Genomic DNA, 26589 nt, shown 5'->3' on the forward strand with positions numbered 1-26589 from the left:
AGGTGGAAGTTTTACTATCTACAAATAGAATTAGAAATATGTCCACTAAATAGATTAGAAAACGATAATAACATTAGGAGGATTACGATGCCCCAGCTTGATTCATTACATCCCACTGTAGAAAAAATAATCAATAATATTGAAAAAATAATGGTCGGAAAACGAAAAGAAACCATCTTAGTTTTGACAGCTCTCTTAGCTGAAGGTCATGTGCTATTAGAAGATGTTCCTGGTGTCGGGAAAACAATGCTAGTACGTGCTCTTTCTAAATCCATTGATGCTGATTATAAGCGAATTCAATTTACACCTGATTTATTGCCGTCAGATGTAACAGGAGTTTCTATTTATAATCCGAAAGAGCTCCAATTTGAGTTCAAGCCTGGACCAATTATGGGTAATTTTGTACTTGCTGATGAAATTAATCGTACATCTCCAAAGACACAATCTGCTTTACTTGAATGTATGGAAGAAGGCAATATTACAATAGATGGCATTACAAGGCCTTTACCAAAGCCGTTCTTTGTCATGGCTACACAAAATCCGGTCGAATATGAAGGAACATATTCTCTACCAGAAGCTCAACTCGATCGTTTCTTATTGAAACTAAAAATGGGATATCCTACACCAGAGGAAGAATTTGAAATTTTAAACCGGATGGAAAAAACAAATCCACTCTCTCAATTACAGACCATTACTACAATAGAAGAATTACTTTATTTACAACAAAGCGTACGGGTAGTAAGTATGGACAAAGCAATTAAGCATTACATTGTAAAGCTTGTTAATCAGACTCGTACGTACAGTTCTATACAGCTAGGTGCAAGTCCACGTGGCTCAATTGCTTTAATGAAAGCTTCACAAGCTTATGCATTTATCCATGGCAGGAATTATGTTATTCCAGACGATGTTAAACTTTTAGCCCCTTACGTTTTAGCACATAGACTCATTATAAAAATGGAAGCAAAATTTGAAGGAATAACTGGCGAACAAGTTATCGCAAAAATCGTTGCACGAACTACCGTGCCTACTCAAAGGACAATGAACCCTTGATGAAACGAATGCTGCGAGCACTATATCACGTTATGAAGTTATTGCTACTCCCTTTATGCCTAGTCTTAACATTTGTGTACGCTATGTTTCAAGGAGGGTTTATCAGTTGGTTTTTATTTTACAGCATAATTCCCATTGCTCTTTATTCACTACTACTCCCCTTCTACGCTTTACGGGACGCTGAAGTAAAGCGAATAACAAACCAAAATGGATATGTAGTAGGAGAACAATTTGTAAGCACGATTACAATAAAAAGAAAATTTCCTTTTCCCTTACTTTATTTAGTTATAGAAGATGAACTGCCACCACAATTTATAAGTTGTAAACAAATAAAGATGAATAAGGTAGTACTCTTCCCAGGATTGAAACGAAATATTTCGTTTCAATATGTTATTGACACAATCCCTAGAGGCGAGCACACTTTTTCAAGCGTTCGTGTCAAAACTGGCGATTTATTCGGCATGATGGAAAAAGAAGTAACTTTTTCAGTTCCAAATACATTTTTAGTCTATCCCCAGTATGTAGATATAGCGTATCGACAATTGGAAAATCATTTCGAACAAGGAGTGCTTTCAGCAAATATAAATTCAGCAAAAGACTCTACAATCTCGGTCGGTGTCAGAGACTATAAACCTGGCGATCGCTTTTCATGGATCGATTGGAAAGCAACTGCACGAACAAACAATATTATGACAAAAGAGTTTGAACAACAGCGCAGCCATAATATCATGATATTCATAGACAGAACCGAGTCTCCTCTATTCGAATCAGTCGTCACATTTACTGCCTCTATCGTAAGGGCTGTCTTGAAACAAAATTCACCAGCATCATTCGTGTCTATCGGAAAAGAACAAACTATTTTCCCTTTAGACAATGGAGATACGCAGTTACAACAAATCCTTTGTCATTTAGCAAAAGTACAAGCAGACAATGTATTCCCGCTCTCCCAGAGTGTAGACATGGAACTAAGAAAAATTTATGAGCCCGTCACGGTTATACTCGTGACCAGTAATCTTTCTCCCGATATTCAAAAGGCGGCTGATTGTGCTGCTATAAGAAATAGAAAATGTATGGTTTTTGTCGTGAAAGAAAAAGCGAATCAACTTTCACACCGAGAACTCAGTATACTAGAAACTCTAAAAAAACGACAAATATTTGTAAACACGGTTTATGAAAACCGGTATACAAACGTGTTTTTTGAGGTGAACAAATGATGATATTACAAGCAAAATACAAGTGGGATACGAACAGATTCTTCATGCATGCATGTGTATTTCTTCTTTTACTAGAATGGCTAAGACCTCTTATAGGTATTACAAATGTAGGTAGATTAGATATTTTCGTAACATTTATAGGAATTTGCTTCGCTCTCTCTTTTTTTCAAACGAGGTGGCAGATTCCTATAAAAATTGTCACAGTCTTATTTATCATTCATTCCCTATATTATAAAAATGCTTTTATAAATCCATCTTGGCTAACAACATTCTTTTCTGATATGTTTCGAAATTCCTCCCTGTTTTTCCAAGGGGATTTACTAGATATTTCTCCAGTTTTTCCGACGGTTTTATTTTTTCTCTCATTTTGGTTTTTGAGTTCTTTCACTTCATTTTGGATTATTCATAAAAAACGTGGGTTTCTATTCCTTGTATTGACTATTATTTATATCGCAACTTTTCATAACTTACATTTATACAATGCAAACTACGCTATTATTCGTACTGTTGTCATCGGCTTTTTTATGCTTAGTCTTCTTCAAGTAGAACGAATAAAAGAACGTGAACACTTACAAAATTATGCTAGAGAAATCTCAAAATTACTTAGACCACTTACAATATTTATCGTATTATTAGCAACCATTGCATACTTTGCTCCAAAATTTGGCCCTCAATGGCCAAACCCAATGGATTTTTTAAAATTCAACACATCTGAAGCAAGTAAAGAACAAAAAGTTTCTACAATTGGGTATGGTTTAGATGACTCGCGATTAGGCGGTCCTTTTAAGGCGGATCCTACAATTGTTTTCACAGCACGAACGCAAAACAAACCATATTGGAGAGTAGAAACAAAAGATTTTTATACAGGAAAAGGCTGGGAAATTTCTGAAAATCCGAAAAAGATTTCTTTTAAAAATAAAAACGACGTCGTAAGCTGGTACGAACAAAATACGAAAACGACTGAGGCAACAATTACCATGCAAAAAAGTTACCCTCACCTTACCTATCCAGCAGGATTAGTATCAGTTGAGGCTGCTTCTGATGTATCATACAGTGTTAACCCGTTTTCAGAAAAAATTTATACAATGAATGGCGACTCTTCTACTACTTTACATTCGTATAAAGTAACATATGAGATCCCTGAGTTTTCCATAGAAAACTTGAAAGCTGTAAAAACAAATGAAGGTCAAGAAACAAATCCTTATTTTATGACAAAGTACACACAACTTCCCAAGTCATTACCACAGCGCGTAAAAGACTTGGCTGTCAATCTTACAAATGATAAAGACAACCGATATGATAAAGTATTAGCTATTGAAAATTACTTTACAGACAACTCTTTTACATACGAATCAACGAATGTCTTATTCCCTGCCAAAAGCCAAGATTATGTAGATCAATTCCTTTTCGATACAAAAAGCGGCTACTGTAATAATTTTTCGACGTCTATGATTGTACTACTTCGTTCTGCCGGGATTCCTGCTCGCTGGGTAAAAGGCTATACAGAAGGAACTCTTGACAATACACTTGCCTCTGCAGAAGGTGAGGATGTTTATACAATCACGAACGATAACGCACACTCTTGGGTCGAAGTATATTTCCCAGGATACGGATGGATTCCATTCGAACCAACAAAAGGATTTACTAATCCCTATAATTTTATAAATAATACGCCTGCTCCTATTTCACAAAATAGCGAAGCAAATAATTCTAATAACACGCAAATACAACAACGAAATAATGAAGCAAAACTTAAAAGTTTAATAGAAAATACAGAAGAAGCTTCTACTAAAAAGGTCACAAATTCTCAAACTAGTTTTTCTTGGTGGTACGTATTCCTCTCTACGATACTAATTAGTATTATGGGATACATTCTCTTCACCACTAGAATGATATGGAGGACATTTCTTATTATTCATTTCTATAAATACCGAAAAGATGATGCTGTTTATCAAAAAGCTTACGGTGCACTTTTAAAACAATTTGCGAGAATTGGCATGCCACGGGGTGAAAGTCAAACATTCCGAGAATACGCTCTCCATATCGATACACTTTACAACTCGGCCGATATGCAACAACTTACTGCCAGTTATGAGAATGCTATGTATAAACAGGGGCAGGTTGCAGCAGAATGGAAGAAATCCGTACACTTATGGGAAGTGCTTATGAAAAAAGCAGCTTCTCTACCTAAATCAGATGGCTTTGATACAGTAATTTAATCTTGAAAATGTGAGTTTAAAGAAAACGTCTCAAAGAACTACATTGTTCTTTGAGACGTTTTTTAATAAAGTGAAACTCCTAATTATTCTCCAAGTACCTTCTCAATCTCAACCTCTAAATCTACCGGCTTCGTCTGCGGCGCAAAACGCCCTACTACTTTCCCGTCTTTTCCGATTAAAAACTTCGTAAAATTCCATTTCACTGCTTTCATACCGAGTAAACCTGGTGCTTGTTCTGTCATGTATGTATATAAAGGATGAGCCTTATCACCTTTCACATCAACCTTTGCAAACATTGGGAAGTTTACACCGTAGTTTAATTCACAAAAACTAGTAATATCCGCTTCTGTACCTGGTTCTTGTCCTCCGAATTGGTTACAAGGGAATCCGAGTATTTCAAGTCCTTGGTCTTTATATTTATCATACACCTCTTGTAATCCTTTATATTGCGGTGTGAAACCACATTTACTAGCTACATTTACAATAAGAAGTGCTTTTCCTTCGTAATCTTTTAACGATTTTTCTTCACCGGTAATTGTTTTAGCTGAAAAATCATAAACTGTCATTGTCTTTGCCCCTCTCTTCACTATCATTCTATGTTTATACTATACTACATTCGTGAATATACATCTCTTATTACGTACTTATAAGATATAATGATAACGCTTTATTTCCGTTCAAAATTCGACACATACTACTAGACTTTTATGATGGAAAGTTTTACAATTGAAATGTGAACAAAATGTGACAGTTTATATTCCATTATAAAAGAAAAGGATGGTGTCCATTATGAAAACTGCACAACATGAAACGATTTCAAATCGCGAGTTTTATTTCGTACTATATATGATGTTATTGTATGTTACTGGCTGGGTAATCGATGTAAATGGTTTATTCTTAAGCTCCTACTTTAATTTAGCAGGAGAGATTATGCTTCCATTAGTAGGCGGGATTGTTGGACTGTTCATTATGTCTATTAATAAACAACAAACGAAATAATAATATTACAAAAAGGCAGAAGACGAGCTTCGTTTTCTGCCTTTTTTCTATTTTATCGTATAATAGAAACATGCAGTATATAAGGAGTGGTAAATATGAAAAAAGTAGAGCAATTATCTTCTCACCTATATCTTATTGATGATTTCGATTTACAGCATAATGAACGAACAGGTACGTACGTTTTATTAGGTGACGATATTACTTTAATTGAAACTTGTGCAGCCCCTTCTCTTCCGTATATTTTAGACGGCTTACAACAATTACATATTGATTTAAACGATGTTAAAAACATTATCGTTACACATGTGCATTTAGATCACGCTGGCGCAGCTGGTTTAATGATGGAGAAGTGCCCAAATGCTACGTTATATGTGCATTCTCGTGGTGCTCGTCATATGATTGATCCAACAAAACTCATTTTAGGTGCAAAAGCTGTATACAAAGAAGATTTTGATAAACTATTTGATCCAATTCTTCCTATAGAAGAAGAACGTGTTCGTATTATACAACATGGTGATACGTTAAAAATTGCCGAAGAACGTATCCTTACATTTTATGATACACCGGGGCATGCTAAGCACCATATTAGCATTCACGATTCATTAACAAACGGGATTTTCACTGGTGATACAATTGGAATTTATTATAGAGAACTCGCAAACGTTGGTGTAGAACTGTATCTACCATCAACGTCCCCTTCACAATTTCAACCAGATGCGATGATTGCTTCTAAAAATCATATTCAAAGTATGGATGTAGATACTATTTATTTCGGTCATTACGGCGCATCCTCTCATGTTACAGAAGTATACAATCAACTGGAACATTGGCTACCTATTTTCGTTCAGACTGGTAAGGAAGTCTTTGAAAAGTATAATGATTTCGATGAAGCGACTAAAGCTTTACAAACTTTGTTAATGGATAAAATATCTTCTCATCTTACAAAGTTAAACGTTCCATCAGATCATTCCGTTTATAATATTTTACATCTAGATATAGAAATTAGTGCAATGGGCATTATTGATTATTTCACGAAGCAAGAAAAAGCAAACTCCACTATTAACTAACAGTAAAAGAAGAGATATACAACAGTAGTTATTGTATATCTCTTCTTTTTTTGAATATATTTTGAGTAAAGGATGGTGGAATATAATGCAAAAAGTGATGCTATACCTCTGCTTTACATTATTTATCGTCTTATTATTATTTGTAGGAGTAAAAATTCAATTTTATTTAGATACAGACACGCAAGTGAACTTTAACGTTTATCCAAGATTATTCTACTTTACACTCTTCCCTCTTATAGTTGGCATTTTATTACGATTCCTTCAATCTATTAATCGCGAAACAAGTAAACAAAACTGGAGCGTTCAACCGGATAAATTTATTGCTATTACAGTGCCTACACTATTCATTTCCTTTTCCCCAGCACTACTCTTTTCACCACTTGCAGAATACCTACCTTATTTAGTTAATATTATTCTAATAAATACAACTTTTGTTACGATAATTAGTTTAATAGCTGGTTATTCCCTTTTAGATTGTTTTATACAAAAAGATAATGCAAATATGAAAAAGTATAATTGAACACTCTTTTTTGTTTCAATAAAAAAGCTCAAAGCTAAGGCTATGAGCTTTTCTAATTATTGCACCTTTTCATTTACATATTCCATAAACTGCTCTGCTTTAATAAATCTTTCTTTGTACGCTTCAGGTACTTCTTCTATTGTTATCCCCCCACTCGATTTCGTTTTTACTAAAACGGTTTGATATGACATTAATGCTTCCATATATTGTTCATACTCTTTAGGAGTTAATACCTCTTTACTAGACTTATGGCCATTTAATTTATCAAAATACGGATGAAGCTCCATTACCACCTTTTTCAATTCCTCTTTTTTAGCCGGTAATAATTGATCATAATCAATATTACCGTTCGAATCTCCGTACGCAAACTTTGCATTAGTTAATTTTTTCAGTTCTTTTGTAAACTCTTCATATTCCTTCGAATCCATTTCATCTTTCGCTTCTGATAATTTTGCATTAAAACGCATATACGTTTCTAATGTCATTGCTCCGGCATGTTTTTTAAATTCTCAAAAGATCCATATATACCATCCGCCATAATAGATTGGTACGCAAAACCTGTCGTCGGGATTAAAAGAGCTGCTGCAAGTACTCCTGCGATAAGGCGTTTCTTCCTCTTACTCCGCCCGTGCTTCATTTTTATTTGTACAATTACTTTTTCTTTTAAATCCGGCGGGGCAACAATACCCTTTGCTTCTTCTTGTATAGATTCCCTAACTCTACAATCTAAACTCATTTCACATTCCCTACCTCTCCTAAAAAGATTTCTTCTACTTGCTCTTTTTGACGTAGTTTCTTTAATGCCGCATGAATTCTAGATTTCACTGTACCAATTGGAATATGTAATATTTGTGCTACTTCTTCTTGTGAATAATCATGTAAGTATCTTAAGATAATAACTTGTTTCAATTTATACGGTAATTTATGAATGAGTTCAATTAGTTTTTGGTTTGATATTTTACTTACAACATCGTTAGAAAAATCAATTTGTACTGGTTTTCTTTGCTCTTCTGCTTTTTTTATAATTCGTAGTCGCATCCACCTCTTTCTTCTATAAGAGTGAATTTGTTTAATCGCAAGTCCAATTAGCCTAGGACGAAATGGCTTCTCGCTATCATACTTACGAAGCGATTCATATAGTTGTATGTATATTTCTTGAACGACATCACCTACATCCGTTTTATCCTCTATTAAAAAATGTGCTGTTTTATATATTTCTTGAATCGTTTTATCATACAACTTGCTATATGCTTCTTTATTTCCTGATAAAGTTAATTGGATTAAATTTGTATACACTGTTCCATCCTTCACATACCATCCCTCCTTTGTCCTACACTATATATTGGCAAGTAATTCATATTTCGTTCGATTTTTTAAAAGTTTTTTTATATAAATTAATATTATGATTCATTGAGTTCATAAGCTTCACTTATAACCACACATAACTATTATATAATTTTCCAATTTCTGATAAAGATTTAAAATAATTTATATAGTCAAATTTAGGAGGATATATGATGAAAGCTATCGTTGTAACGTCGTTCGGTGGTCCTGAAGTGATGAAATATACAGATTTGGATATACCGGCTATTTCAGAAGATCAAGTTTTAATTCGCATTGTTGCTACTAGTGTAAATTTCGCTGATATTAAATCACGTTATGGCCAAAAAGGAAATAAAGCACTACCTTTTATTCCAGGTATAGATGCCACTGGTATTGTAGAACGTGTCGGTTCTCATGTGAAAAATATTCACCCTGGACAACGTGTCATTGCTTTTCCTCAAAATGGATCTTACGCAGAATACGTTGTTGCAAATGAAAATCTTACTTTCGTTTTACCCCATGAAGTCGATTTTCAAACTGCAGCCGCTTGTCCGATCGTATCTTTTACAAGCTATAATTTACTCGCAAATGTTGCAAGAATTCAAAAAGGTGAATCTGTACTCATTCATGCAGCTGCTGGCGGAATTGGCACTACTGCTATTCAACTTGCAAAACTATTAGGGGCTAGAACAGTTATAGGCACTGTCGGAAGTGAAGAAAAAAAAGAAATTGCTTTAGATGCTGGAGCTGATTATGTTATTTGTCATCAAGCTGAAGATTTTGTAGAGAAAGTCAATGAGCTGACAAACGGAGAAGGAGTGAATATCATTTTGGACTCTATTTCTGGAACTGTTTCTGAAAGAAGTTTAAACTGCCTTGCTTATTACGGTCGCCTCGTTCATTTCGGTAATGCTAGCGGTGAAATTGGTAACTTTCAAACGAAAGATTTACATGCAAGTTGCCGCTCTATACTCGGTTTTAGCTTTGGAACCACACGAAAAAAGCGTCCTGAACTGCTCCAAGAAACTGCAAATGAAGTTTTCCGTTATTTGCGTGACGGACGTTTACAAATTAAGGCTACGAAATCTTTTCCACTTCAAGTTGCAGGGAAAGCACATGAATGGGTCGAAAGTAGAAAAAGTACAGGGAAAGTAATACTAACTGTTTAGTCCTCTTCCTGAAATGAATACTGGAAACAGAGGTGGCATTCATGGGATCAAGAATTATGCATGTTATTATCGCTAACGGTATTGCTGAGAAACTATCAATTCACGATAAGACTTCTTTCTTACTTGGAGCTGTAGCCCCTGATGCTGTTCATTCAAAAAAAGAAAAAGGAACCTCACATTTTTATGCCGGTACAACGAAGAACTATACGAGAAGAATAGATTATGATTCATTTTTTCATAAATATGAATCACATATAGATTCCCCATTTATTTTAGGCTATTATACCCACCTCATTGCCGATGATAATTGGCTAAGTGGATTTTTTCTACCTTGGCTAAAAAATAGAATAGAGAATGACGAAACTATCGCACCCCTGTACTATAACGATTTTAAATTGTTAAATGCAAAGTTGCTTCATCATTACGATCAAGAACAACAGCTTTTCTCTCTTCTCAATCAAGAGGCTCACATTGTGGATATTGAAGAGGTTTCTAGAGAAAACGTTTTAGCTTTTCGAAAGTATCTTTTTGAAGATATGTTGTATCCAAAGCAACATTTGCATGAAGACTTACAGGTATTTACGTTTGACCAAATCGTTGGCTATATTGAGACAGCTATTGAAAAAGGAGTATTTTTTATTAAACAACTCTCTAATGAAAAATCCACTTCAAAAATTTAATCCCCCTCAAATATATTTGAGGGGGATTTTCACATAGCAATATTATTATTGGTTCTTCTCCATAACCGCAAAATAATTCCCTTCGCTATCAGCAAAGTTAAACACTTTACCAGAAGGCATGGTTACCATTTCTCCAACAGTAACATTTTTATTTGTTAAATCTGTATATAATTGATTAAGATTTTCTGAGAAGAACATTAGGGACGGTGTACCAAGATTCAATTCTGGGCTCATTTTAGAAATAACTTCTTTATTATGTAATATAATGCTCGTTTCTGCACCGCTTTTCGGAGCGATTTCAATCCATCTCATTCCTTGCTTATTATCTTCCTCTGCAACTACATGAAACCCTACCTTTTCCGTCCAAAAATTTACTGCCTCATCCTGATTATTTACATATAACATAATTTGTCCGACCTTATGAATCATTTGTATTCCTCCTATTGTTTTTATATTCTATGTAACTTTCTATAGATGCTATCGTTATTCCTTTTGAGTTGGTATGTACTTCTTTGCAAAATTTATCGACTGACTCATCCCATCCAGTTCGTCAAAATAATCATTTCTTTCAATCATGTTATATCCATCGAATCCAATTTCATCTAATACTTTGAAAAATATATCGAAATCCACTTCACCATTTCCTGCTGCGACTTCTATATACTTAGTTGAACGATCACTTTTCACTTCTTTACAATCTTTAATATGAGTTTGTACTATATAATCTTTTAATAGTAATAAACCTTCTCCCGGATTTTCATTTACATCACTTATTAAATTTGCTGGGTCAAAGTTAACAGCTAGTCCTTTCGAGTTTGCAGTTTCTAAAAATCGTTTTAATACTATTGCTTTTTCAGATCCCGTCTCAATGGCGAAGAATCCTCCAAATCTGAACGCTAAGTCCCCTATTTCATTACAAACACGTAGCATTTTATCATAGTACTCACTATTTTCATCATCAGGGATTTTCCCAATATGGGCTGTTACTATGTTAGCTCCTAACCTTAACCCTTTATCAGTAATATATTTAAAACTCTCTATTACACATTCAGCTTCAGTTCCTATTATTCCATTTTCTCCGAAGCTAATTGCTAATGACGGGACTTGAATCTCATTAAAAGACAAGTTTTCTTTTAATGTATTCCATTGTATCTTTGAGATGTTAGCTAAGTTGAAAGTCGGATTCATAGCATATAATTGAATATATTCTAAATCCCATTCCCTTGCTTTTTGTATTCCTTCGTTTACTTCAATATATTTTGTATTCAAAAACATTCCTAATTTCCTATCCATATGTGTACCTTCTTTTTATTATTTCGCATCATTTTAATATTCGACTTTTTTATATTATTTCCTCGTATAAACCAAATAAATAAACTACCCTTTTTTCGATACTCCCAGTAGAAGCATATATATGATAGGCACATTAAAAACACTAATACAATTCCCATTATCACTTGTTTACAAACAAAAAAGACGTAACTACAAATAGTTACGCCTTCTCCATCATTTATCTAGGCTTTTTCTTCCCAGTAAATGCTGGTTTCTTTTTCTTTGGTGCTTTCGGTTTCGTTTCTACGAATGATCCTTTGAACATTTCTTGCTTCGTAAATACGATGCCTAGTTTTTTCGCAAATTGCAGTAATTTGCGCTCTTCTTGTGGAGTTACAAGAGATACGACAGTTCCTTCTTTACCCATACGTCCAGTACGTCCTGAGCGGTGAATGTATTGGTCTACTGTGTCTGGTAATTCTAAGTGAATTACATGTGTTAAATCGTCAATGTCGATACCGCGCGCTGCAATATCAGTAGCAAGTAGAATTTCTAATTTCCCTCCGCGGAAAGCACGCATTGTCGCTTCACGCTCTTGTTTACTTGCTTCTGCATGAAGAGCCGCCGCTTTCATTTTACGGAATTTCAATTTCTCAGTAATTTCATCTAAACGGAATGGATCGTTTAAGAAAGCAACTGCTTTTACATCGCCCATATGCATAATTCTTCTTACGTAATCATTTTTTTCGCGTCGCTCACAAATGATATACGTATGCTCAACTAAGCTTTTTGATTCTGCACGTGTTACACGTACTAATTGTGGTTCCACTGCTAAATCACGTGCCGCATCTTCTGCCGCTTTTGTCATTGTCGCCGAGAAGAATACTAATTGACGATCGCGCATCGTTGATTTAATTACATCTTGCACTGCGCCCATCATTTTTTGCTTTACAATTTGATCAAACTCATCAAATACAATTGTTTTTACTTCATGCATTTTTAGCTTTTTCATACGAATTAATTCTAAAATACGGCCTGGTGAACCGACAATTACTCTTGGGTGTTTCTTTAATTTTTCAACTTGGCGCTTAATATCTGCACCACCAATTAAAGATGCACCTGAAATTTCAGTTCCTGCTGTAAACTTTTGAACCTCTTCATGAATTTGCATTACAAGTTCACGTGTTGGCGCTAAAACAACAACTTGTGGCTGTTTTACTTCAGGATTAATTTTATGTAAAAGTGGTAATAAGTACGCTAATGTTTTTCCTGTTCCAGTTGGAGATTCAGCTATAACGTCTTGTCCTTCTAAAATAGTTGGAATCGCTTGTTTTTGAATTTCAGTTAACTCTTTAAAACCAGCCTTCTCCCAAGCTTGTTGTAAAAATGGTTGCATATCTTTTATCATTTGTTTTTCTCCTTTATCTCTATTTTTGAAGAAAATGCTGTATTGTTCGCACCGTTTCTATCATGTGTGAAATAACAGCTATTAAATCATCAACATGGTCTTCTGTAATCGCTTTTTGAAATAGAACCTCTACCTTATTATGATATGAAATCGCTTGCTTATTATATTCGTATGAAACTTTCTGCATAATCATTCTTTCTTTTCCCCATATAGAACGCATTAATGTTTCAATTTCTTCGCATTTTATTTCTGGTTGTTCTAACGGGAATGAAAATGCTAGCTTCATTTCACAACCTGGTGTAAACTGAGGCACTTCTAGTATTTCACCAGACAAGTTCTTTGCATCCACAGATAATGAAAATGTTGCTTCTACTAATGGTTCAAACGGTTCTGTTAATTGAAATGAGATATGATATATACGACTTAATGAAGCAAGATCCATCATATCTTTTCGATCTGTTACAAGAATATCTCCATGTAGATCAAAATCATACACAGCACCTTCTACGATTACTTTTAAATTGTCAAAAGCAGTTGGATCAAACATAATTTCCTCCAAAAAACAGGCGCCTTTCGATGGAAAGGCGCCACTTGATGTATATATAGTTTACAGATAAACGAGATGAATTACAACCTTTTAGAATAAACCTACTGCTTTTCCATCTTCATTTACATCCATTTGAAGTGCTGCTGGCTGTTTTGGAAGGCCTGGCATTGTTAACATTGTTCCTGTTAACGCAACGATAAACCCTGCACCGATAGATGGTTTTAGCTCACGAATTGTAACGATAAAGTCAGATGGACGACCTAATTTCGTTGCATCGTCAGAAAGAGAATATTGTGTTTTCGCCATACAAATTGGTAGGTTACTCCATCCTTCTCCTTCATATTGAGCTAATTGCTTACGTGCTTTCGGAGCAAACTCAATATCTTTTGCACCGTACACTTTTTGAGCAATTGTACGGATTTTTTCTTCTAACGGTAATTCTAATTCATAAAGTGGTGCGTAGTTGTTCTCACCTTTTTCGATTTCTTTTAACACTTTTTCAGCAAGGTCAACTCCGCCTTGGCCACCCTTCTCCCAAACTTCCGTTAAGGATACTGCATAGCCACGCTCATTACACCACTCTTGTAAGTATGTAACTTCTGCATCTGTATCTGTAATGAATTTATTAATTGCAATTACGAAAGGTACACCGAAGCTTTGAATTGTTTCAACATGCTTCTGTAAGTTTTCCATACCTTTTGCTAATGCGTCTACATTTTCTTCTTTTAATTGATCTTTTGCTACGCCACCATGCATTTTAAGCGCACGAATAGTCGCAACAATAACAACTGCTTCTGGTTTAATGCCAGCTGCACGAGCTTTAATATCTAAAAACTTCTCTGCACCTAAATCAGCACCGAATCCAGCTTCTGTAATAACATAATCACCTAATTTTGCTGCCATTGTTGTAGCGATAACACTGTTACAACCGTGAGCGATATTCGCAAATGGTCCGCCGTGAATGATAGCTGGTGTATTTTCTAACGTTTGTACTAAATTTGGTTTTAATGCATCTTTTAATAATAATGTTAACGCACCTTCTACACCCAAATCTTTAACCGTTACAGGTTGATTTGCAAAGTTATAAGCAACTACGATGCGAGATAGACGCGCTTTTAAATCTTGAATATCTGTTGCAAGGCAGAATACCGCCATAATTTCAGATGCTACTGTAATATCAAAACCGTCTTCACGTGGTACACCTTGAACTGGTCCACCAAGACCAATTACTACGTTACGAAGGGCACGATCATTTAAGTCAACACAGCGTTTCCAAACGATTTTACGTGTATCAATTCCAAGTGTGTTTCCTTGTTGGATATGATTATCAATAAACGCTGCTAATGCGTTATTAGCAGTTGTGATCGCATGGATATCTCCAGTAAAGTGAAGGTTAATGTCTTCCATTGGTACGACTTGTGAAAAACCGCCACCTGCTGCTCCACCTTTTAATCCCATCGTCGGTCCAAGAGATGGTTCACGAAGTGCAATTACTGTTTTCTTACCAATTTTGTTAAAAGCTTGACCTAAACCAACTGTTACTGTTGATTTACCTTCTCCAGCTGGAGTTGGGTTAATTGCTGTTACTAAAACAACTTTACCGTCTTTCTCATCTTGTAAGCGCTTAAAAATATCAAGAGATAACTTACCTTTATAATGCCCGTATGGCTCTAATTCATCTTCTAAAATATTTAAATCAGCTGCAATTTCTTGAATCTTCTTCATACTCGCTTCTTGTGCGATTTCAATATCGGATTTCACTGTTGTAGTAGTTGTCATATACCCTAGTCCCCCTTTAATTGGTTCTGATGATATTGTATCAGTTTTTTGTATTTTCTGCACTTATTTACCTCCTAAAAATTCTCTCATTTCTTTATACGTTTTTTAACATAAATACCCATAAGAATGTTAACGATTGTTGTAACTCTGTAGGTAGTTGACCTAACATCTTCTCATTTACTCCGCGCTTATATACGCCGATGCCATCTACAACTTTAAAACCTTGTTCTTTCGCTAACTGTTCAAATTCCCAAGGCATCATCGTATTACAAACAACGTCTTTTCCGTACAAGCGAGGATAACTGTTCTCTCGTGGCTTTGCTGTCGGTCCTAAAATTGCAATACATGCATATCCATCTTTCTTTAACACACGCTTTATTTCATTTAACGCTCGTAATGGCTCTTCCGTCCATTCTAAAGAATTAATTGCCATAATTGATTCAAATTGCTCATTTTCAAATGGTAATGCAGAAAGATCTCCTTTTATAAAAGATAAATTCGGTCCTTCTCCGCGTTCCTTACCTTTTTGAATCATCACTTCCGATAAATCTACTCCTACTGCTTTATAGCCTGCGCGACTTAATTTATATGTACCGTAGCCATCACCACAACCAACATCGAGCACTTGTGCTTCTTTCTTCACGTATTGTTCAAAAAACGGAATAATTGTACTTCTGCTACCACTGTCCCACATCTCTTGACTATTTTGATTCCAAAACTCTGCGCTACTATCCCATTTCTTCTCCGCTGACTCGTGCCAATTAAATTTCGTCATACATTCCCCTACCTTCACGTATTATCATTCATTTCATTCTACATCATTTTCCAAAATTCCTGTTTTATCCCGCTTGCAGTAAGACACCTACCTCAAAATTCAATGGATGCGGATCAGTTAATGGGAGAGAACTGCTCATAAAAATCCAATTGTTGCTGGCTGATAATCAGTCCTAGTGGAAAAAATCCCACACTTTATCTTCAATAGGAGATGGATATGTTAACGATGGAATGCGTATTCTCCAATTTTTGCTTTACTTGGGTTTAACTCATACTCATGCTCTTCTCATTTTGAAAGATACTATAGATACACCCAATTGAAAGAGAGGGATGTACATGCGAAGAAAGAGAAATCATCATTTTAAAAGTGGTGAAAAAAACGAAGAGTATGCTGCTGAAATATCACCAGCTGGCATTCCAATTAGACATAAGCGTAAAGAAATTGCAAATGAGATAGAAGGTACAAATACCGGCACAATGGTAGGCTATGTCGCTTTATTTCTTTCGTTATTCTCCATTGCTTTTTATCCAGTTACGCTCGGCTCCCTAGCAATTTTAGTTGGCCTATTAGCTGTCAATTTCGGAGCAAGAACACTTGGATATACAGCAATTGGTTTTGGTAGTTTTTCTGTTTTATTTACTTTACTTTATCCGCTTGCTTTGTCAGCGTTTTAAAAAAACACACCAAGTTATACTTGGTGTGTTCATTCATGATACAACATAATATGACCGCATCCACAACAATGTTTCGCTGTAATTTCTTGAAACACTGGATAATTTTCTTCATCTCGATGCTCAATAAATACTTTTTCAAATCGATACATGTTTGGTGCATATGCCCAATCTTGTTTCGTACGTGCATATAACGTTGAGGAAAAAAACTCCTCACCACCGCAAACGATACATGTGTTCTTCATCGCTACCCCTCCTATGCTTGTCTTACTTCATCTATATGAACATAAGCATAAAAAAAAGACCTTCTATTACTAGAAAGTCTTCTCTGAAACAAAAAGAAATGTACCAAACATTCCTACTCCGCTATATTCTTTTGAAACACCAGCTTCTGTTTTAAATGTTTGCTTTACAGTCATAAAGAATACACCATTTCGTGCATCTGTACTTTCAAATTGTAGTTTTTCTTTTTTACCATCTACATTTTGCGTGCATTCAAAACTACTCTCATTACAATTCAACGCATACTTATCCTCTACATACACTTTAAAATCTGATTCTTTCGGACAAGTTATAAGTAATATTGCCACGAGAATAATACTTATAATACCCACAATTGTATAATATTTCTTCATTTGTACTCCTTTCAAATGACAAGAAAACTTGACTTCATACGCCAAGTTTTCTTAGTCAACAACCCATTGCCACTCTTGTTCTTTCTTATCAAAAATGAGCCAACCTGTTTCTGTTGCTTCCTCTTTCAATTCATCGATATTATCTAACACCTCATCCGTACTTTCATACGAACCAACTACATATACCGGAATTTCAAGACCTCTTCTTGACTCAATCTTCCCTGCTAGATCTATGTAAAGACCATCTTCCATTAGTGGAATCAGTCCCATGATCAATTCTTTTGAAATTGCTGGGAAAATTTTTGATTTTTGGAAGAAAGAAAAACGTTTCTTACCGAAAGCACCGAGTTTATACGGAATGACTTTACTTAACATTCCTACAAAATCAGCAATTCTACGATAATACACTTTGTTGTACCATCCGTCATCATGTGAAAAATAAACAAATCGATTTTTCAACAGCGGAAAGAATGTTCTTGCAAGTGGTTCTTTTTTGTGAGCCAAATATAATAATTCTGCAATTTCTTTCGGCTCTAATTCATCTAAATCGCTTGCATCATCAAAATCTACCCAACAAAATTCATCAAATTCATCAATCTCTGCTTGAATTAACTTATGTATATTTTCTTCCTCAACATATTCAAATAAAGTATGATAATGAAAATCCGTCCATTCAAAGTTGTGCTTCAAAAGCAACACTTGATGAAGCGGTGAAGGGATGTTACTCGCAAACTCTTTAAACGTAATTCCTGATGTAATAAAACAATGACCTCGACGATTACCATTAATATATATCATATTCTTTACTTGGTCAGATCCTCCAGACAAAGCACCTAGCCACCTTCGTTTTATATGTTTCAATTCTATAGCATATTTTAACATGAAAAATTTTAGAAACATAGAAAAAACTTCAAAAACTATTTACAATTTCATGTGTTTTATTACATAGTGATTACAAGAAAAAACGCCTGCTCATAAGCAGGCGTTTTTAAAGGATTTCATCAGGGTTTTGAGGATGATGATTTCCCTCTTTCTTTTCTTCTTTTTGGAACATCGATTGAATTTTATCAATTGTTTGTGGAGCTAATTCAATCATTTTTTCTGCTAAATGTGTCGCATTTTGTAAATGAAGAATATTTACTCCATCTTTATTCACCACAAGAAATGCTACTGGTGTAATAGAAACACCACCCGCGCTACCGCCACCAAATGCAGCGTTACCGTTTGCTCTTTGTCCATCATTCGTTTGGAAATCAGAACCTCCTGCTCCAAAACCGAACGCTACCTTAGAAACCGTTAACACCACACCACCGTCAGCCGTTTGAACAGGCTCTCCAACAATCGTATTTACATCAACCATTTCTTTTAAATTTTCCATTGCTGCTTTCATTAACCCTTGAATTGGATGATCCACCGTTCATAACCTCCTTTGTCATATCTTTCCTAGTTTTTCCGAAAGTTTGTGAACTAAACATAAAATTTAATATTGATTTCAAAAAACTTAAGTTGTAATATTTAGAAAAATAAAAAAGAGGTCGATTCGTTATGATGCGAAAATTAACAAAGAAAGATCATGAACAAGTATTCACTTACCTAAAAGAAGAAGCAGCCCTTAACTTGTTTATTATTGGAGATATTGAAGCTTTCGGTTATGACACAGATTTTCAAGAACTATGGGGAGTATTTAAAGAGAATGGAACATTAAAATCAATTTTACTCCGATTCCACGATTCATTTATACCCTATAGTAAAGAAGACTTTGTTACCACTGATTATGAGGCACTTCTTTCCGCATATAAGCCACTTAAACTCTCTGGTAAGTCAACCATTGTAGAAAAGTTTGAAACTGCTCCAAGTCTACAATTAGGCGTCAAAAATGAAATGTATTTTTGTGAATGTCTAAATGACAACAACTTACCTGACACGCCTATTCATGAAACGATTAAACTTGCGTCACTCGATGATATAGAACGAATTATGAAATTACGAAGTGACATTGCTGAATTTCCGACTACCAATGAATCAGAGAAAATATTAAGGCAGGCTATCGAAACGAATACAGGACGCACATACTATATTGAAAAAGACGGCGTGATCATCGCATCCGCCTCTACTTCCGCTGAAAATTCATTATCCGCTATGGTAGTTGGTGTATGTACACACCCGAATTATCGTGGAAATGGCTACGCTTCACTCATACTACAAAAAATGATTCAAGACTTTACGAAAGAAAGCCGAACACTTTGTTTATTTTATAACAATCCAGCTGCTGGACGAATTTATAAACGTCTAGGGTTTAAAGACATTGGGATGTGGACGATGTATCGATAATAAGGGGTACTTTATAAGCAGAAATAGTTATAACTTAACAATAAAAGCAGATTATATACAATTTCATACTGTTATTATGAAGATAAAGAAGCTACTTGCGGAGCAATGACTCTAACTAAAACATGTTATGTATTCAAGCTAAATTTAGATAGATAAACGCCCCAATTGTTGCATCTACTCCAACAATTGGGGCGTTTATCCTCAAATTCTTCCCACTATATTTATGAAACATTTATTCCACTTATGTCGCTATTATCATTACGTGCAAATGCTCTCCTTAATATTACTGCTTCTTATTATACTGTGCTTTAAAATCAATATATTCCTGTTTCGCATCCTGATTATTACCTTGGTGACTATCAAAAGATGTATGTATTTGCGATATGTGTTCTACTAACTTGCCCTCATCATTCCTCTTCTTATAATCCACTACAATACTTACTTCCAATATCTGCTCTGAACCATATTTAGAATCTATATGCAGTACAATCGATCCACCATCATATTCATCATATTGTATTTTCAACTTATCATTAATGATACTCTGAAACTCTAATTCAGTTAATTTGTATCCAACTGTACTAGGTTGATCAAACTTTTTTATATCATCTCCGGGCTTCATCTTTAGTTTCCCTATTCCTTTTAAACGATCAACAATTAAGTTTACGTATGAAACATCCAGATTTGAATCCGGACTTTTCACCTGTCCATTTTTATACATAATATTGGTACGATAAACACCTTCTTTTTTATTATCTTTGCTGTCTACTGCTGAAGTAACCGCTTGTGTTGTACTTCCATATAAACTTTTATCTTTCGTATTATATATCCCTTCCGAAGTTTGATAGATTGTTTTTCTATGCTCTCCATCTTCCTTTTGTTCATATGTACTATATATACCTCTTTGTTTCACATACGCATACCCATCATCACTCGCAGACATAACCTTTCTCATGTCACCTTCATCCAAAGCTTTGACAAATGGCTCATACTCTATCTTCGTCTCCCCAAAACCACATCCACTTAATAAACTTGATACTATTAACAGAACTATCATCATCCTAGCTTTCTTCTTTAACTTCATACTGACACCCCGCTGATTTCTCTAGGCATTTTTAGGTTCATTACATTCCCATTTTGATAGTAATATAGTTCACCTTTACTTACCGGTATTTATTAACTCATACAGATTATATTGAAGATACTTTAATTTTTAATAGCATCGATTTTTATACAAGCCTTAATTGTTTATATATTCTATTCGAATTTTCAGAAACCAAAACTTATTTTATTTCTTTGGCTTGCTTTTTTTCCTGCTCTTCATAAAGCTTTAGTCTTTTCTGACGTTCCTTTTCGTGCTCCTCCCACGAAATATAAAATGACGGAAACTTAAATCTACAATAGACTAATAATTGGAACTCTGCTGCACCTATGGCTACCGCGTACATTACAAGAGTTCCTGCTATATACCCTACTAATATCTCTGTTTCATAATCATTATGAAAATAAACTAAAATAAGAAGGATTAGTGCATATACCGTAACGCCAATCAGTAAGTTGTTTTTTGTTTTACTAAAAAATGAAGCTGCCCTTTCATCCATACTAAATGCTCCACTCTCTGCTTGTTTAAAGGTATCAATTGTGGTCACCAGATGAACAAAAACTGCTCCTAGAAACAATAAACCCACATACAATAATGTAATTTGATTAATCGAATAATTTGAAATTGCTGGAAGTATAAACACTGTGAATCCTATAGTTCCCAGCTGAAATGTACATAATAATATCACAAGCGCTTGCAACTTTTGACATTTAAAACGAACTTTTGGAAATAGATATAGAATTAAAAAGATTACTTGCAAGGTATATAAAACCAATTCAATACAAACAATTATTTTGTCAAAGAGATTTGGATAATAACCCCAGCCAAATTTAACTAATGCTCCAAAAATAAAAAGCATGAATAATGAACTATAAACAGTTGCGCCAAGTATAAACACCATGGAGCGTTCTGGACTTAAACGATTTCTACATGTTATTTTAAATTCATCTAAATCTTCTTCTTTTATGTTCCACATTTGTTAACTCCACCTTTCCCCGAACTATAGTATATTACCAAAATAAAGATTCAATTTTCTTAGTCACTGATTTTATACCTTTTTATTTTCATTCCCACTCTTAACTATCTCTTTTGTTGTACTGCGCCTTGTATTTTAAATATTCCTGTCTCGCATCTTGGTTATTATCCTGTTTTCTATTAAAATACGTTATTATTTGGAACATATTTTCTATTAATTTTCCATCCTCATTCTTTTCTTTAAAATCTATATCTATCCTCATTTGCAAAATTTGTTTTGGATTATTTGGGGCATCCAGGTGCAATACGATTGTTGCTCCATCAAATTCATCGTATTGTATCTTTAATTTATTATTAATAATATCTTTAAATTCAGATTCAGTTAGTCGATATCCGACTGAATTAGGCTGATCAAACTTTTTTATATCATTCTCGGGCTTCATCTTTAGTTTCCCTATCCCATTTAAACGATCTACAATTAAGTTTACGTATGAAACATCTAGATTTGAATCCGAACTTTTCACCTGTCCATTTTCATACTTAACATGAGTACTATAAATAGTTTCTTTTTTATAATTTTCATTTGTCCTTTTCCCCTCGTCTTTTTCTATATCAGTCGCAACTGTTTGTATCGCCTCTCCATATAAACTTTTATCTTTTGTATTATATACACCTTCCGTAGTTTGACGAATTGTCTTACTGTGCTCTCCATCTTCTTTTTGCTCAAACGTACTATAAATACCTCTTTGAGTCACATAAGCATATCCATCATCACTCGCAGACATTACCGTACTCATGTCCTCTTCATCCAATGCCTTTACTAATCTCTCATACTCTATATTCGTCTCTCCAAAACCACATCCACTTAATAAACTTGCTATTATTGACAGAACTATCATCATCTTGGCTTTCTTCTTTAACTTCATACTGACACCCCGTTGATTTCTCTAGGCATTTTTAAGTTCATTATGTTCCTTTTTGGAAAGTAATACATCTCACCTTTACTTACTGATATTTACTTACTCGTACAGATTATATTGAAGATGCTTTAATTTTTAATAGCATTGATTTATATACAATCCTTAATTGCTTATATATTCTATTCGAATTTTCAGAAATCAAAACTTATTTTATTTCTTTGGCTTGCTTTTTTTCCTGCTCTTCATAAAGCTTTAGTCTTTCCTGACGTTCCCTTTCATGCTCCTCCCACGAAATATAAAATGATGGAAATTTAAATCTACAATAGGCTAATAATTGGAACTCTGCTGCACCTATGGCTACTGCGTACATTACAAGAGTTCCTGCCATATACCCCACTAAAACCCCTGTTTCATAATTATTATGAAAATAAATTAAAATAAGAAGGACTAGTACATATATCGTAACACCAATCATTGCATTGCCTTTTGTTTTACTAAAAAATGAAGTTGCTCTTTCATCCATACTAAATGCTCCACTCTCTGCTTGTTTAAAGGTATCAATCGTTGTCACCAGATGAACAAAAACTGCTCCTAGAAACAATAAACCCACATACAATAATGTAATTTGATCAATTGAATAATTCGAAATTGCTGGAAGTATAAATAATGTGAATCCTATAGTTCCTAGCTGAAATGCAAATAATAATATCACAAATGCTTGCAACTTTTGATATTTGAAACGAGCTTTTGGAATTAGATATAGAATGAAAAAGATTACTTGCAAACCATATAACACTAATTCAATACTAACAATTATTTTGTCAAAGAGAGTCGGATAGTAACCCCAGCCAATCTTAATTAATGCTACCAAAATAAAAAGCATGAATAATGAACTATAAACTATTCCTCCAAACATAAACCCCACAGAGTCTTCTGGGCTTAAGCGATTTCTACATGTTATTTTAAATTCATCTAAATCTTTTTCTTTTATATTCCACATATAATTACACCACCTTTTCTAAAATCATGTAATAACTCTATATTTTTAAACAAACTAGGAGTAAATAAATGTTTTGGTATTTCATATTAAACTAGCCTTTTTTACTTTTTCTAATAAACATAAAATATAACAATAACATCGATATTAACCCTGTCCCACCGCCCAACACTCCTCCATATTCTTCTAGATATATGCAAAGAAATATACTACCAATAAAAAATATTATTCCAAAGATAACAATCCACTTCCCCAGAAACTCTGCTACTTTATATAGAATTAAAAAGATAAATATAATCCCAACAATAATAGGTGCTATTACACCTTCAAAAAAACCTTTTTCTTTTTTTACGGCTTTAGAATCTTTATTCAAGATCTTACATTCCTCCCTTTACTAGTTAATTTATGAATAATGTATTCATTCTATCTTCAATATAAGTTTACGAGTATCATTTATAACTTTCATTTCAGTTTTTGTTTCGCTTTTGTTCTTTCTCTCTTATTCTTTTTCTATTTGCTATAAATTCTTGGCGTTCCTTTTCATGTTGTTCCCACGTAATATTAAATGATGGAAATTTAAAGCGACAATACACCAATAGGACGAATTCTGCTGATGCAACGGCAAATACATATAATATAATTGTTTGTAAAAAATAAAACACCATCGGCTTTAGCGCAAAACGAATACTTGCAAAGATTAATATCAAAAGGACAACTATATAAATAAACATTCCAATTAACATCCAAAGTTTTGTATTAATAAAAAATGAGGCTGACTCCCCTTCTAACTTATAGCCTCCATATTTTGCTTTTTTAAAAGTATGGATTGTTATTACAATATGAGTAATTATCGCTCCTAATAATAATAGACCTACATAAAATACCGTTAGATTTTCACAATAATATCCAAATATTGCTTCAATTAGTACATACGCATAACCTACCGTTGCAACCTGAAACGAGTTAAAAACAATTACAACGGCTTGTAACTTTTGTAATTTAAATCTTAATTTCGGAAATGAATAGATAATCAAAAAAAGGATTTGCAGAATATATAATGCTAACTCTACAGAAACAATTATTCGTTCAAAAGATTTTGGATAAGCCTCCCAACCAAGTTGTAAAAAACCCAAAACAATAAAAAACATCGGTAATGAAGCGTATACAAAAACTCCAACTAAAAAGGCCATTACACCATCAGGACTTAATCGGTTTTTATTTGTAATTTGAAAAAACCCTAAATCTTCTTCTTTTATATTCCACATCCAATTGTCGCCCCCTTAACTACATTCACTTAAATCATGTAGATTAAAAATAAAAACCTTCTCATTTTGATGAAAAGAGAAGGTTCTATTAATCTCAGATATTCTTACATTATAATAATGATTCTTTTTAAGCTATTTCATAGTGCTCTGCTATTGTTTTACACATCTTTTTATATTCCAGCATCCACTCTGCTATTTCTTCTTTCTCTTCGTCAGTGGATTTTTTTCTTATATTTAAAATCAATCACTTTCATATCCAAAAATACTTATTCTTCCATTTCCTTATCTACCGGAATACATTGGATAATAACTTTTGTTGTGTTTGAAACTTGTACAAAAATTTCAAATGTACCAACAAACATAGCAACCGTTCGGGATAATTCTTTATTACTAATATATAAAATCGTTGCAAGTTCTTCTGCAAATTTAGGTATATAAACAATATATCAAGCATTTCAACAGCTATTATGCAATCATCCACCGATACTTTATCCAATATTTTCTGTTCAATTAATCCCCCAGTTTTATCCCCACACTCTTACTGAAAGTACAAAGGTTTTTCTTTTGAAAATAACCACATATGTAGGCCCCTTACTACTAAAAACAACAATTAGAACTCTTAATTCAAGAATACCTTTATATACTTCTATAAAACAAAACTAAAATTAGGGTTTTACTTTTCATATCTTTATTACTAAAAGTGTACTAAATTATTATTGTGTATCTACTGCAATTTTTATTTCAACATACTGTAACTCTTCATCACCACTAAAAATATGGTAAATAGGTGAGATCATATCAAGTTCATTATCTTCCATATACTGAAGAATCTCAGCATATGCATACTCTGTTAATGTTTCAAAATCTCCTGCATATCTTTTCATTAGCATGTTATCAACATAGTAATAACTTCGAAACTTCATTGTTTCTGATTTAGGAATACTACTCTCATATACTGGCATAAATAATTCAATAAACATATCTCCATCTGATGGTATATTTTTCAGCGCATAAAACATTGGACCTTTGACCATTAAATTCGCTTGCGCAATTTCTGTCAATAAATCTTCTATTATTTTTTCCATATCAGTATAGTGAAAAAAATATTCTCTCGATACAACATTTGTATAAGCAATGCTTTGTTCCTCAACTATCATCGCACTAATTCACCTACTTCAATAATAGGAGCATAAATATCCAACCACATATCACCATATACATCTAAACATACGTGATAAAAGCTACTATCTAATTTCATATGATTCTGTTTAGCAAATTCATTTAAAACACGATAAGCGTCTTCAATATCACCATCTTCATCTGAGAATCTAACACAAAGTGCTTCTTCAATAAGAATTGCATCAATATACTCATAAGGTGAATCCTCTTCCATATTTACCCTTCCATTCACTGGGACACAATACATATATTCACCATATTCCGGTTCATTCTCTAATGGTGAATACGTAAAAAGAACAGGTCCTATTGGGTATATATCGTTATGAACTACTTGATTTCTAAGTGCGATAGCTGGTAATAACCAATCATCTTTTTTTACTATTTGAGTGATGCTTATTAAATTTAAAAGCGATAATGCTTTATACTGAACTTTCATAATCTCTACCCCTTATACAGTGATTTATTTATTTATTTATTCACAAATAGATTCTT

The 26589-nt window shown here is 33.9% G+C and carries 30 protein-coding genes and 1 pseudogene; 10 read left to right on the forward strand and 21 right to left on the reverse strand.

Going from position 1 to position 26589, the window contains the following annotated elements:
- Positions 1-87 precede the first annotated feature (87 nt).
- The 3 genes from B9A45_RS19260 to B9A45_RS19270 are packed head-to-tail and all read left to right on the forward strand — an operon-like array spanning position 88 to position 4483.
- Positions 88-1050 (forward strand): AAA family ATPase, encoded by a 963-nt coding sequence (locus B9A45_RS19260; RefSeq protein WP_016109873.1) that lies wholly within the window; start codon positions 88-90, stop codon positions 1048-1050.
- Positions 1050-2264 (forward strand): DUF58 domain-containing protein, encoded by a 1215-nt coding sequence (locus B9A45_RS19265; RefSeq protein ID WP_084064549.1) that lies wholly within the window; start codon positions 1050-1052, stop codon positions 2262-2264. The genes B9A45_RS19260 and B9A45_RS19265 overlap by 1 nt, the downstream gene beginning before the upstream one ends.
- Entirely contained in the window at positions 2261-4483 is a 2223-nt protein-coding gene (locus B9A45_RS19270) for a transglutaminase TgpA family protein (protein ID WP_084064551.1), read from the forward strand. Before B9A45_RS19265 ends, B9A45_RS19270 begins: the two co-directional genes overlap by 4 nt.
- Positions 4484-4566: 83 nt before the next feature.
- On the opposite strand, the gene bsaA is transcribed toward B9A45_RS19270, so the two are convergent.
- Positions 4567-5049 (reverse strand): glutathione peroxidase, encoded by a 483-nt coding sequence (bsaA, locus tag B9A45_RS19275; protein ID WP_000219434.1) that lies wholly within the window; start codon positions 5047-5049, stop codon positions 4567-4569.
- Between the two features lie 223 nt (positions 5050-5272).
- On the opposite strand from bsaA, the gene B9A45_RS19280 reads away from it, so the two are divergent.
- From B9A45_RS19280 to B9A45_RS19290, 3 genes are all read left to right on the forward strand, one after another.
- Positions 5273-5482: a DUF3925 domain-containing protein gene (locus tag B9A45_RS19280; protein WP_000844984.1), complete on the forward strand. Its 210-nt coding sequence runs from the start codon at positions 5273-5275 to the stop codon at positions 5480-5482.
- A 95-nt stretch (positions 5483-5577) separates the two neighbouring features.
- Complete coding sequence (locus tag B9A45_RS19285; protein WP_016109870.1) at positions 5578-6549, forward strand: MBL fold metallo-hydrolase; 972 nt, start codon at positions 5578-5580, stop codon at positions 6547-6549.
- Positions 6550-6634: 85 nt separating this feature from the next.
- On the forward strand, positions 6635-7069 hold the full coding sequence (locus tag B9A45_RS19290) for a hypothetical protein (protein WP_016109869.1): 435 nt from the start codon (positions 6635-6637) through the stop codon (positions 7067-7069).
- A 56-nt stretch (positions 7070-7125) separates the two neighbouring features.
- On the opposite strand, the pseudogene B9A45_RS19295 reads toward B9A45_RS19290, so the two are convergent.
- A pseudogene (locus tag B9A45_RS19295) lies at positions 7126-7805 on the reverse strand (DUF3600 domain-containing protein).
- Positions 7802-8380, reverse strand: coding sequence for a sigma-70 family RNA polymerase sigma factor (locus B9A45_RS19300; RefSeq protein WP_084064555.1), 579 nt, complete (start codon positions 8378-8380; stop codon positions 7802-7804). The pseudogene B9A45_RS19295 and the gene B9A45_RS19300 overlap by 4 nt, the downstream one beginning before the upstream one ends.
- Positions 8381-8586: 206 nt before the next feature.
- Between B9A45_RS19300 and B9A45_RS19305 the strand changes: the two genes are divergently transcribed.
- Together B9A45_RS19305 and B9A45_RS19310 are read left to right on the forward strand one after the other, a co-directional pair.
- Positions 8587-9561, forward strand: coding sequence for a quinone oxidoreductase family protein (locus B9A45_RS19305; protein WP_084064560.1), 975 nt, complete (start codon positions 8587-8589; stop codon positions 9559-9561).
- Between the two features lie 41 nt (positions 9562-9602).
- Complete coding sequence (locus B9A45_RS19310) at positions 9603-10241, forward strand: zinc dependent phospholipase C family protein (protein WP_084064565.1); 639 nt, start codon at positions 9603-9605, stop codon at positions 10239-10241.
- Positions 10242-10286: 45 nt separating this feature from the next.
- Here B9A45_RS19310 and B9A45_RS19315 read toward each other — a convergent pair whose 3' ends face one another.
- From B9A45_RS19315 to B9A45_RS19340, 6 genes are all read right to left on the reverse strand, one after another.
- Positions 10287-10670: a VOC family protein gene (locus tag B9A45_RS19315; RefSeq protein WP_084064568.1), complete on the reverse strand. Its 384-nt coding sequence runs from the start codon at positions 10668-10670 to the stop codon at positions 10287-10289.
- A gap of 54 nt (positions 10671-10724) precedes the next feature.
- Entirely contained in the window at positions 10725-11534 is an 810-nt protein-coding gene (locus B9A45_RS19320) for a sugar phosphate isomerase/epimerase family protein (RefSeq protein WP_084064572.1), read from the reverse strand.
- 217 nt (positions 11535-11751) lie between these two features.
- Positions 11752-12921 carry a DEAD/DEAH box helicase gene (locus tag B9A45_RS19325; RefSeq protein WP_000588613.1) on the reverse strand — a complete coding sequence of 390 codons (1170 nt, stop codon included), beginning with the start codon at positions 12919-12921 and terminating at the stop codon, positions 11752-11754.
- Positions 12922-12940: 19 nt separating this feature from the next.
- Positions 12941-13468 carry a hypothetical protein gene (locus B9A45_RS19330; protein ID WP_065704288.1) on the reverse strand — a complete coding sequence of 176 codons (528 nt, stop codon included), beginning with the start codon at positions 13466-13468 and terminating at the stop codon, positions 12941-12943.
- Between the two features lie 90 nt (positions 13469-13558).
- A complete protein-coding gene (locus B9A45_RS19335) occupies positions 13559-15247 on the reverse strand; it encodes a formate--tetrahydrofolate ligase (protein WP_084065607.1) in 1689 nt (562 codons plus the stop codon).
- 94 nt (positions 15248-15341) lie between these two features.
- Positions 15342-16022, reverse strand: a complete 681-nt coding sequence (locus B9A45_RS19340; RefSeq protein ID WP_000160044.1) for a class I SAM-dependent methyltransferase — start codon at positions 16020-16022, stop codon at positions 15342-15344.
- Between the two features lie 335 nt (positions 16023-16357).
- On the opposite strand from B9A45_RS19340, the gene B9A45_RS19345 reads away from it, so the two are divergent.
- On the forward strand, positions 16358-16696 hold the full coding sequence (locus B9A45_RS19345; RefSeq protein WP_001253202.1) for a hypothetical protein: 339 nt from the start codon (positions 16358-16360) through the stop codon (positions 16694-16696).
- A 29-nt stretch (positions 16697-16725) separates the two neighbouring features.
- On the opposite strand, the gene B9A45_RS19350 is transcribed toward B9A45_RS19345, so the two are convergent.
- The 4 genes from B9A45_RS19350 to ytfJ form a co-directional block, all read right to left on the reverse strand.
- On the reverse strand, positions 16726-16938 hold the full coding sequence (locus B9A45_RS19350; RefSeq protein ID WP_000798747.1) for a hypothetical protein: 213 nt from the start codon (positions 16936-16938) through the stop codon (positions 16726-16728).
- Between the two features lie 69 nt (positions 16939-17007).
- Positions 17008-17328: a hypothetical protein gene (locus B9A45_RS19355; protein WP_000761171.1), complete on the reverse strand. Its 321-nt coding sequence runs from the start codon at positions 17326-17328 to the stop codon at positions 17008-17010.
- 51 nt (positions 17329-17379) lie between these two features.
- Positions 17380-18156, reverse strand: a complete 777-nt coding sequence (locus B9A45_RS19360; protein WP_000014087.1) for an oxalate:formate antiporter — start codon at positions 18154-18156, stop codon at positions 17380-17382.
- Positions 18157-18316: 160 nt separating this feature from the next.
- On the reverse strand, positions 18317-18742 hold the full coding sequence (ytfJ, locus tag B9A45_RS19365) for a GerW family sporulation protein (RefSeq protein WP_000349986.1): 426 nt from the start codon (positions 18740-18742) through the stop codon (positions 18317-18319).
- Between the two features lie 131 nt (positions 18743-18873).
- Here ytfJ and B9A45_RS19370 point away from each other — a divergent pair, with 131 nt between their 5' ends.
- Complete coding sequence (locus B9A45_RS19370; protein WP_000984781.1) at positions 18874-19659, forward strand: GNAT family N-acetyltransferase; 786 nt, start codon at positions 18874-18876, stop codon at positions 19657-19659.
- A gap of 283 nt (positions 19660-19942) precedes the next feature.
- Here B9A45_RS19370 and B9A45_RS19375 read toward each other — a convergent pair whose 3' ends face one another.
- From B9A45_RS19375 to B9A45_RS19415, 8 genes are all read right to left on the reverse strand, one after another.
- Positions 19943-20743 (reverse strand): DUF3952 domain-containing protein, encoded by an 801-nt coding sequence (locus tag B9A45_RS19375; protein WP_084064577.1) that lies wholly within the window; start codon positions 20741-20743, stop codon positions 19943-19945.
- A gap of 199 nt (positions 20744-20942) precedes the next feature.
- Complete coding sequence (locus tag B9A45_RS31775) at positions 20943-21737, reverse strand: hypothetical protein (protein WP_053512317.1); 795 nt, start codon at positions 21735-21737, stop codon at positions 20943-20945.
- A gap of 100 nt (positions 21738-21837) precedes the next feature.
- Complete coding sequence (locus tag B9A45_RS19385) at positions 21838-22662, reverse strand: DUF3952 domain-containing protein (RefSeq protein ID WP_179135404.1); 825 nt, start codon at positions 22660-22662, stop codon at positions 21838-21840.
- A gap of 199 nt (positions 22663-22861) precedes the next feature.
- Entirely contained in the window at positions 22862-23656 is a 795-nt protein-coding gene (locus B9A45_RS31780) for a hypothetical protein (RefSeq protein ID WP_030025441.1), read from the reverse strand.
- A 91-nt stretch (positions 23657-23747) separates the two neighbouring features.
- Positions 23748-24026 carry a hypothetical protein gene (locus B9A45_RS19395; protein WP_030025440.1) on the reverse strand — a complete coding sequence of 93 codons (279 nt, stop codon included), beginning with the start codon at positions 24024-24026 and terminating at the stop codon, positions 23748-23750.
- Between the two features lie 94 nt (positions 24027-24120).
- A complete protein-coding gene (locus B9A45_RS19400) occupies positions 24121-24918 on the reverse strand; it encodes a hypothetical protein (RefSeq protein WP_053512318.1) in 798 nt (265 codons plus the stop codon).
- Positions 24919-25631: 713 nt separating this feature from the next.
- Positions 25632-26075 carry a DUF5085 family protein gene (locus tag B9A45_RS19410; protein WP_084064582.1) on the reverse strand — a complete coding sequence of 148 codons (444 nt, stop codon included), beginning with the start codon at positions 26073-26075 and terminating at the stop codon, positions 25632-25634.
- Positions 26072-26533 carry a DUF5085 family protein gene (locus B9A45_RS19415; protein WP_000868164.1) on the reverse strand — a complete coding sequence of 154 codons (462 nt, stop codon included), beginning with the start codon at positions 26531-26533 and terminating at the stop codon, positions 26072-26074. Before B9A45_RS19415 ends, B9A45_RS19410 begins: the two co-directional genes overlap by 4 nt.
- Positions 26534-26589 lie beyond the last annotated feature (56 nt).

The sequence above is a fragment of the Bacillus sp. JKS001846 genome (assembly GCF_900176455.1).
Lineage (GTDB): Bacteria > Bacillota > Bacilli > Bacillales > Bacillaceae_G > Bacillus_A > Bacillus_A cereus.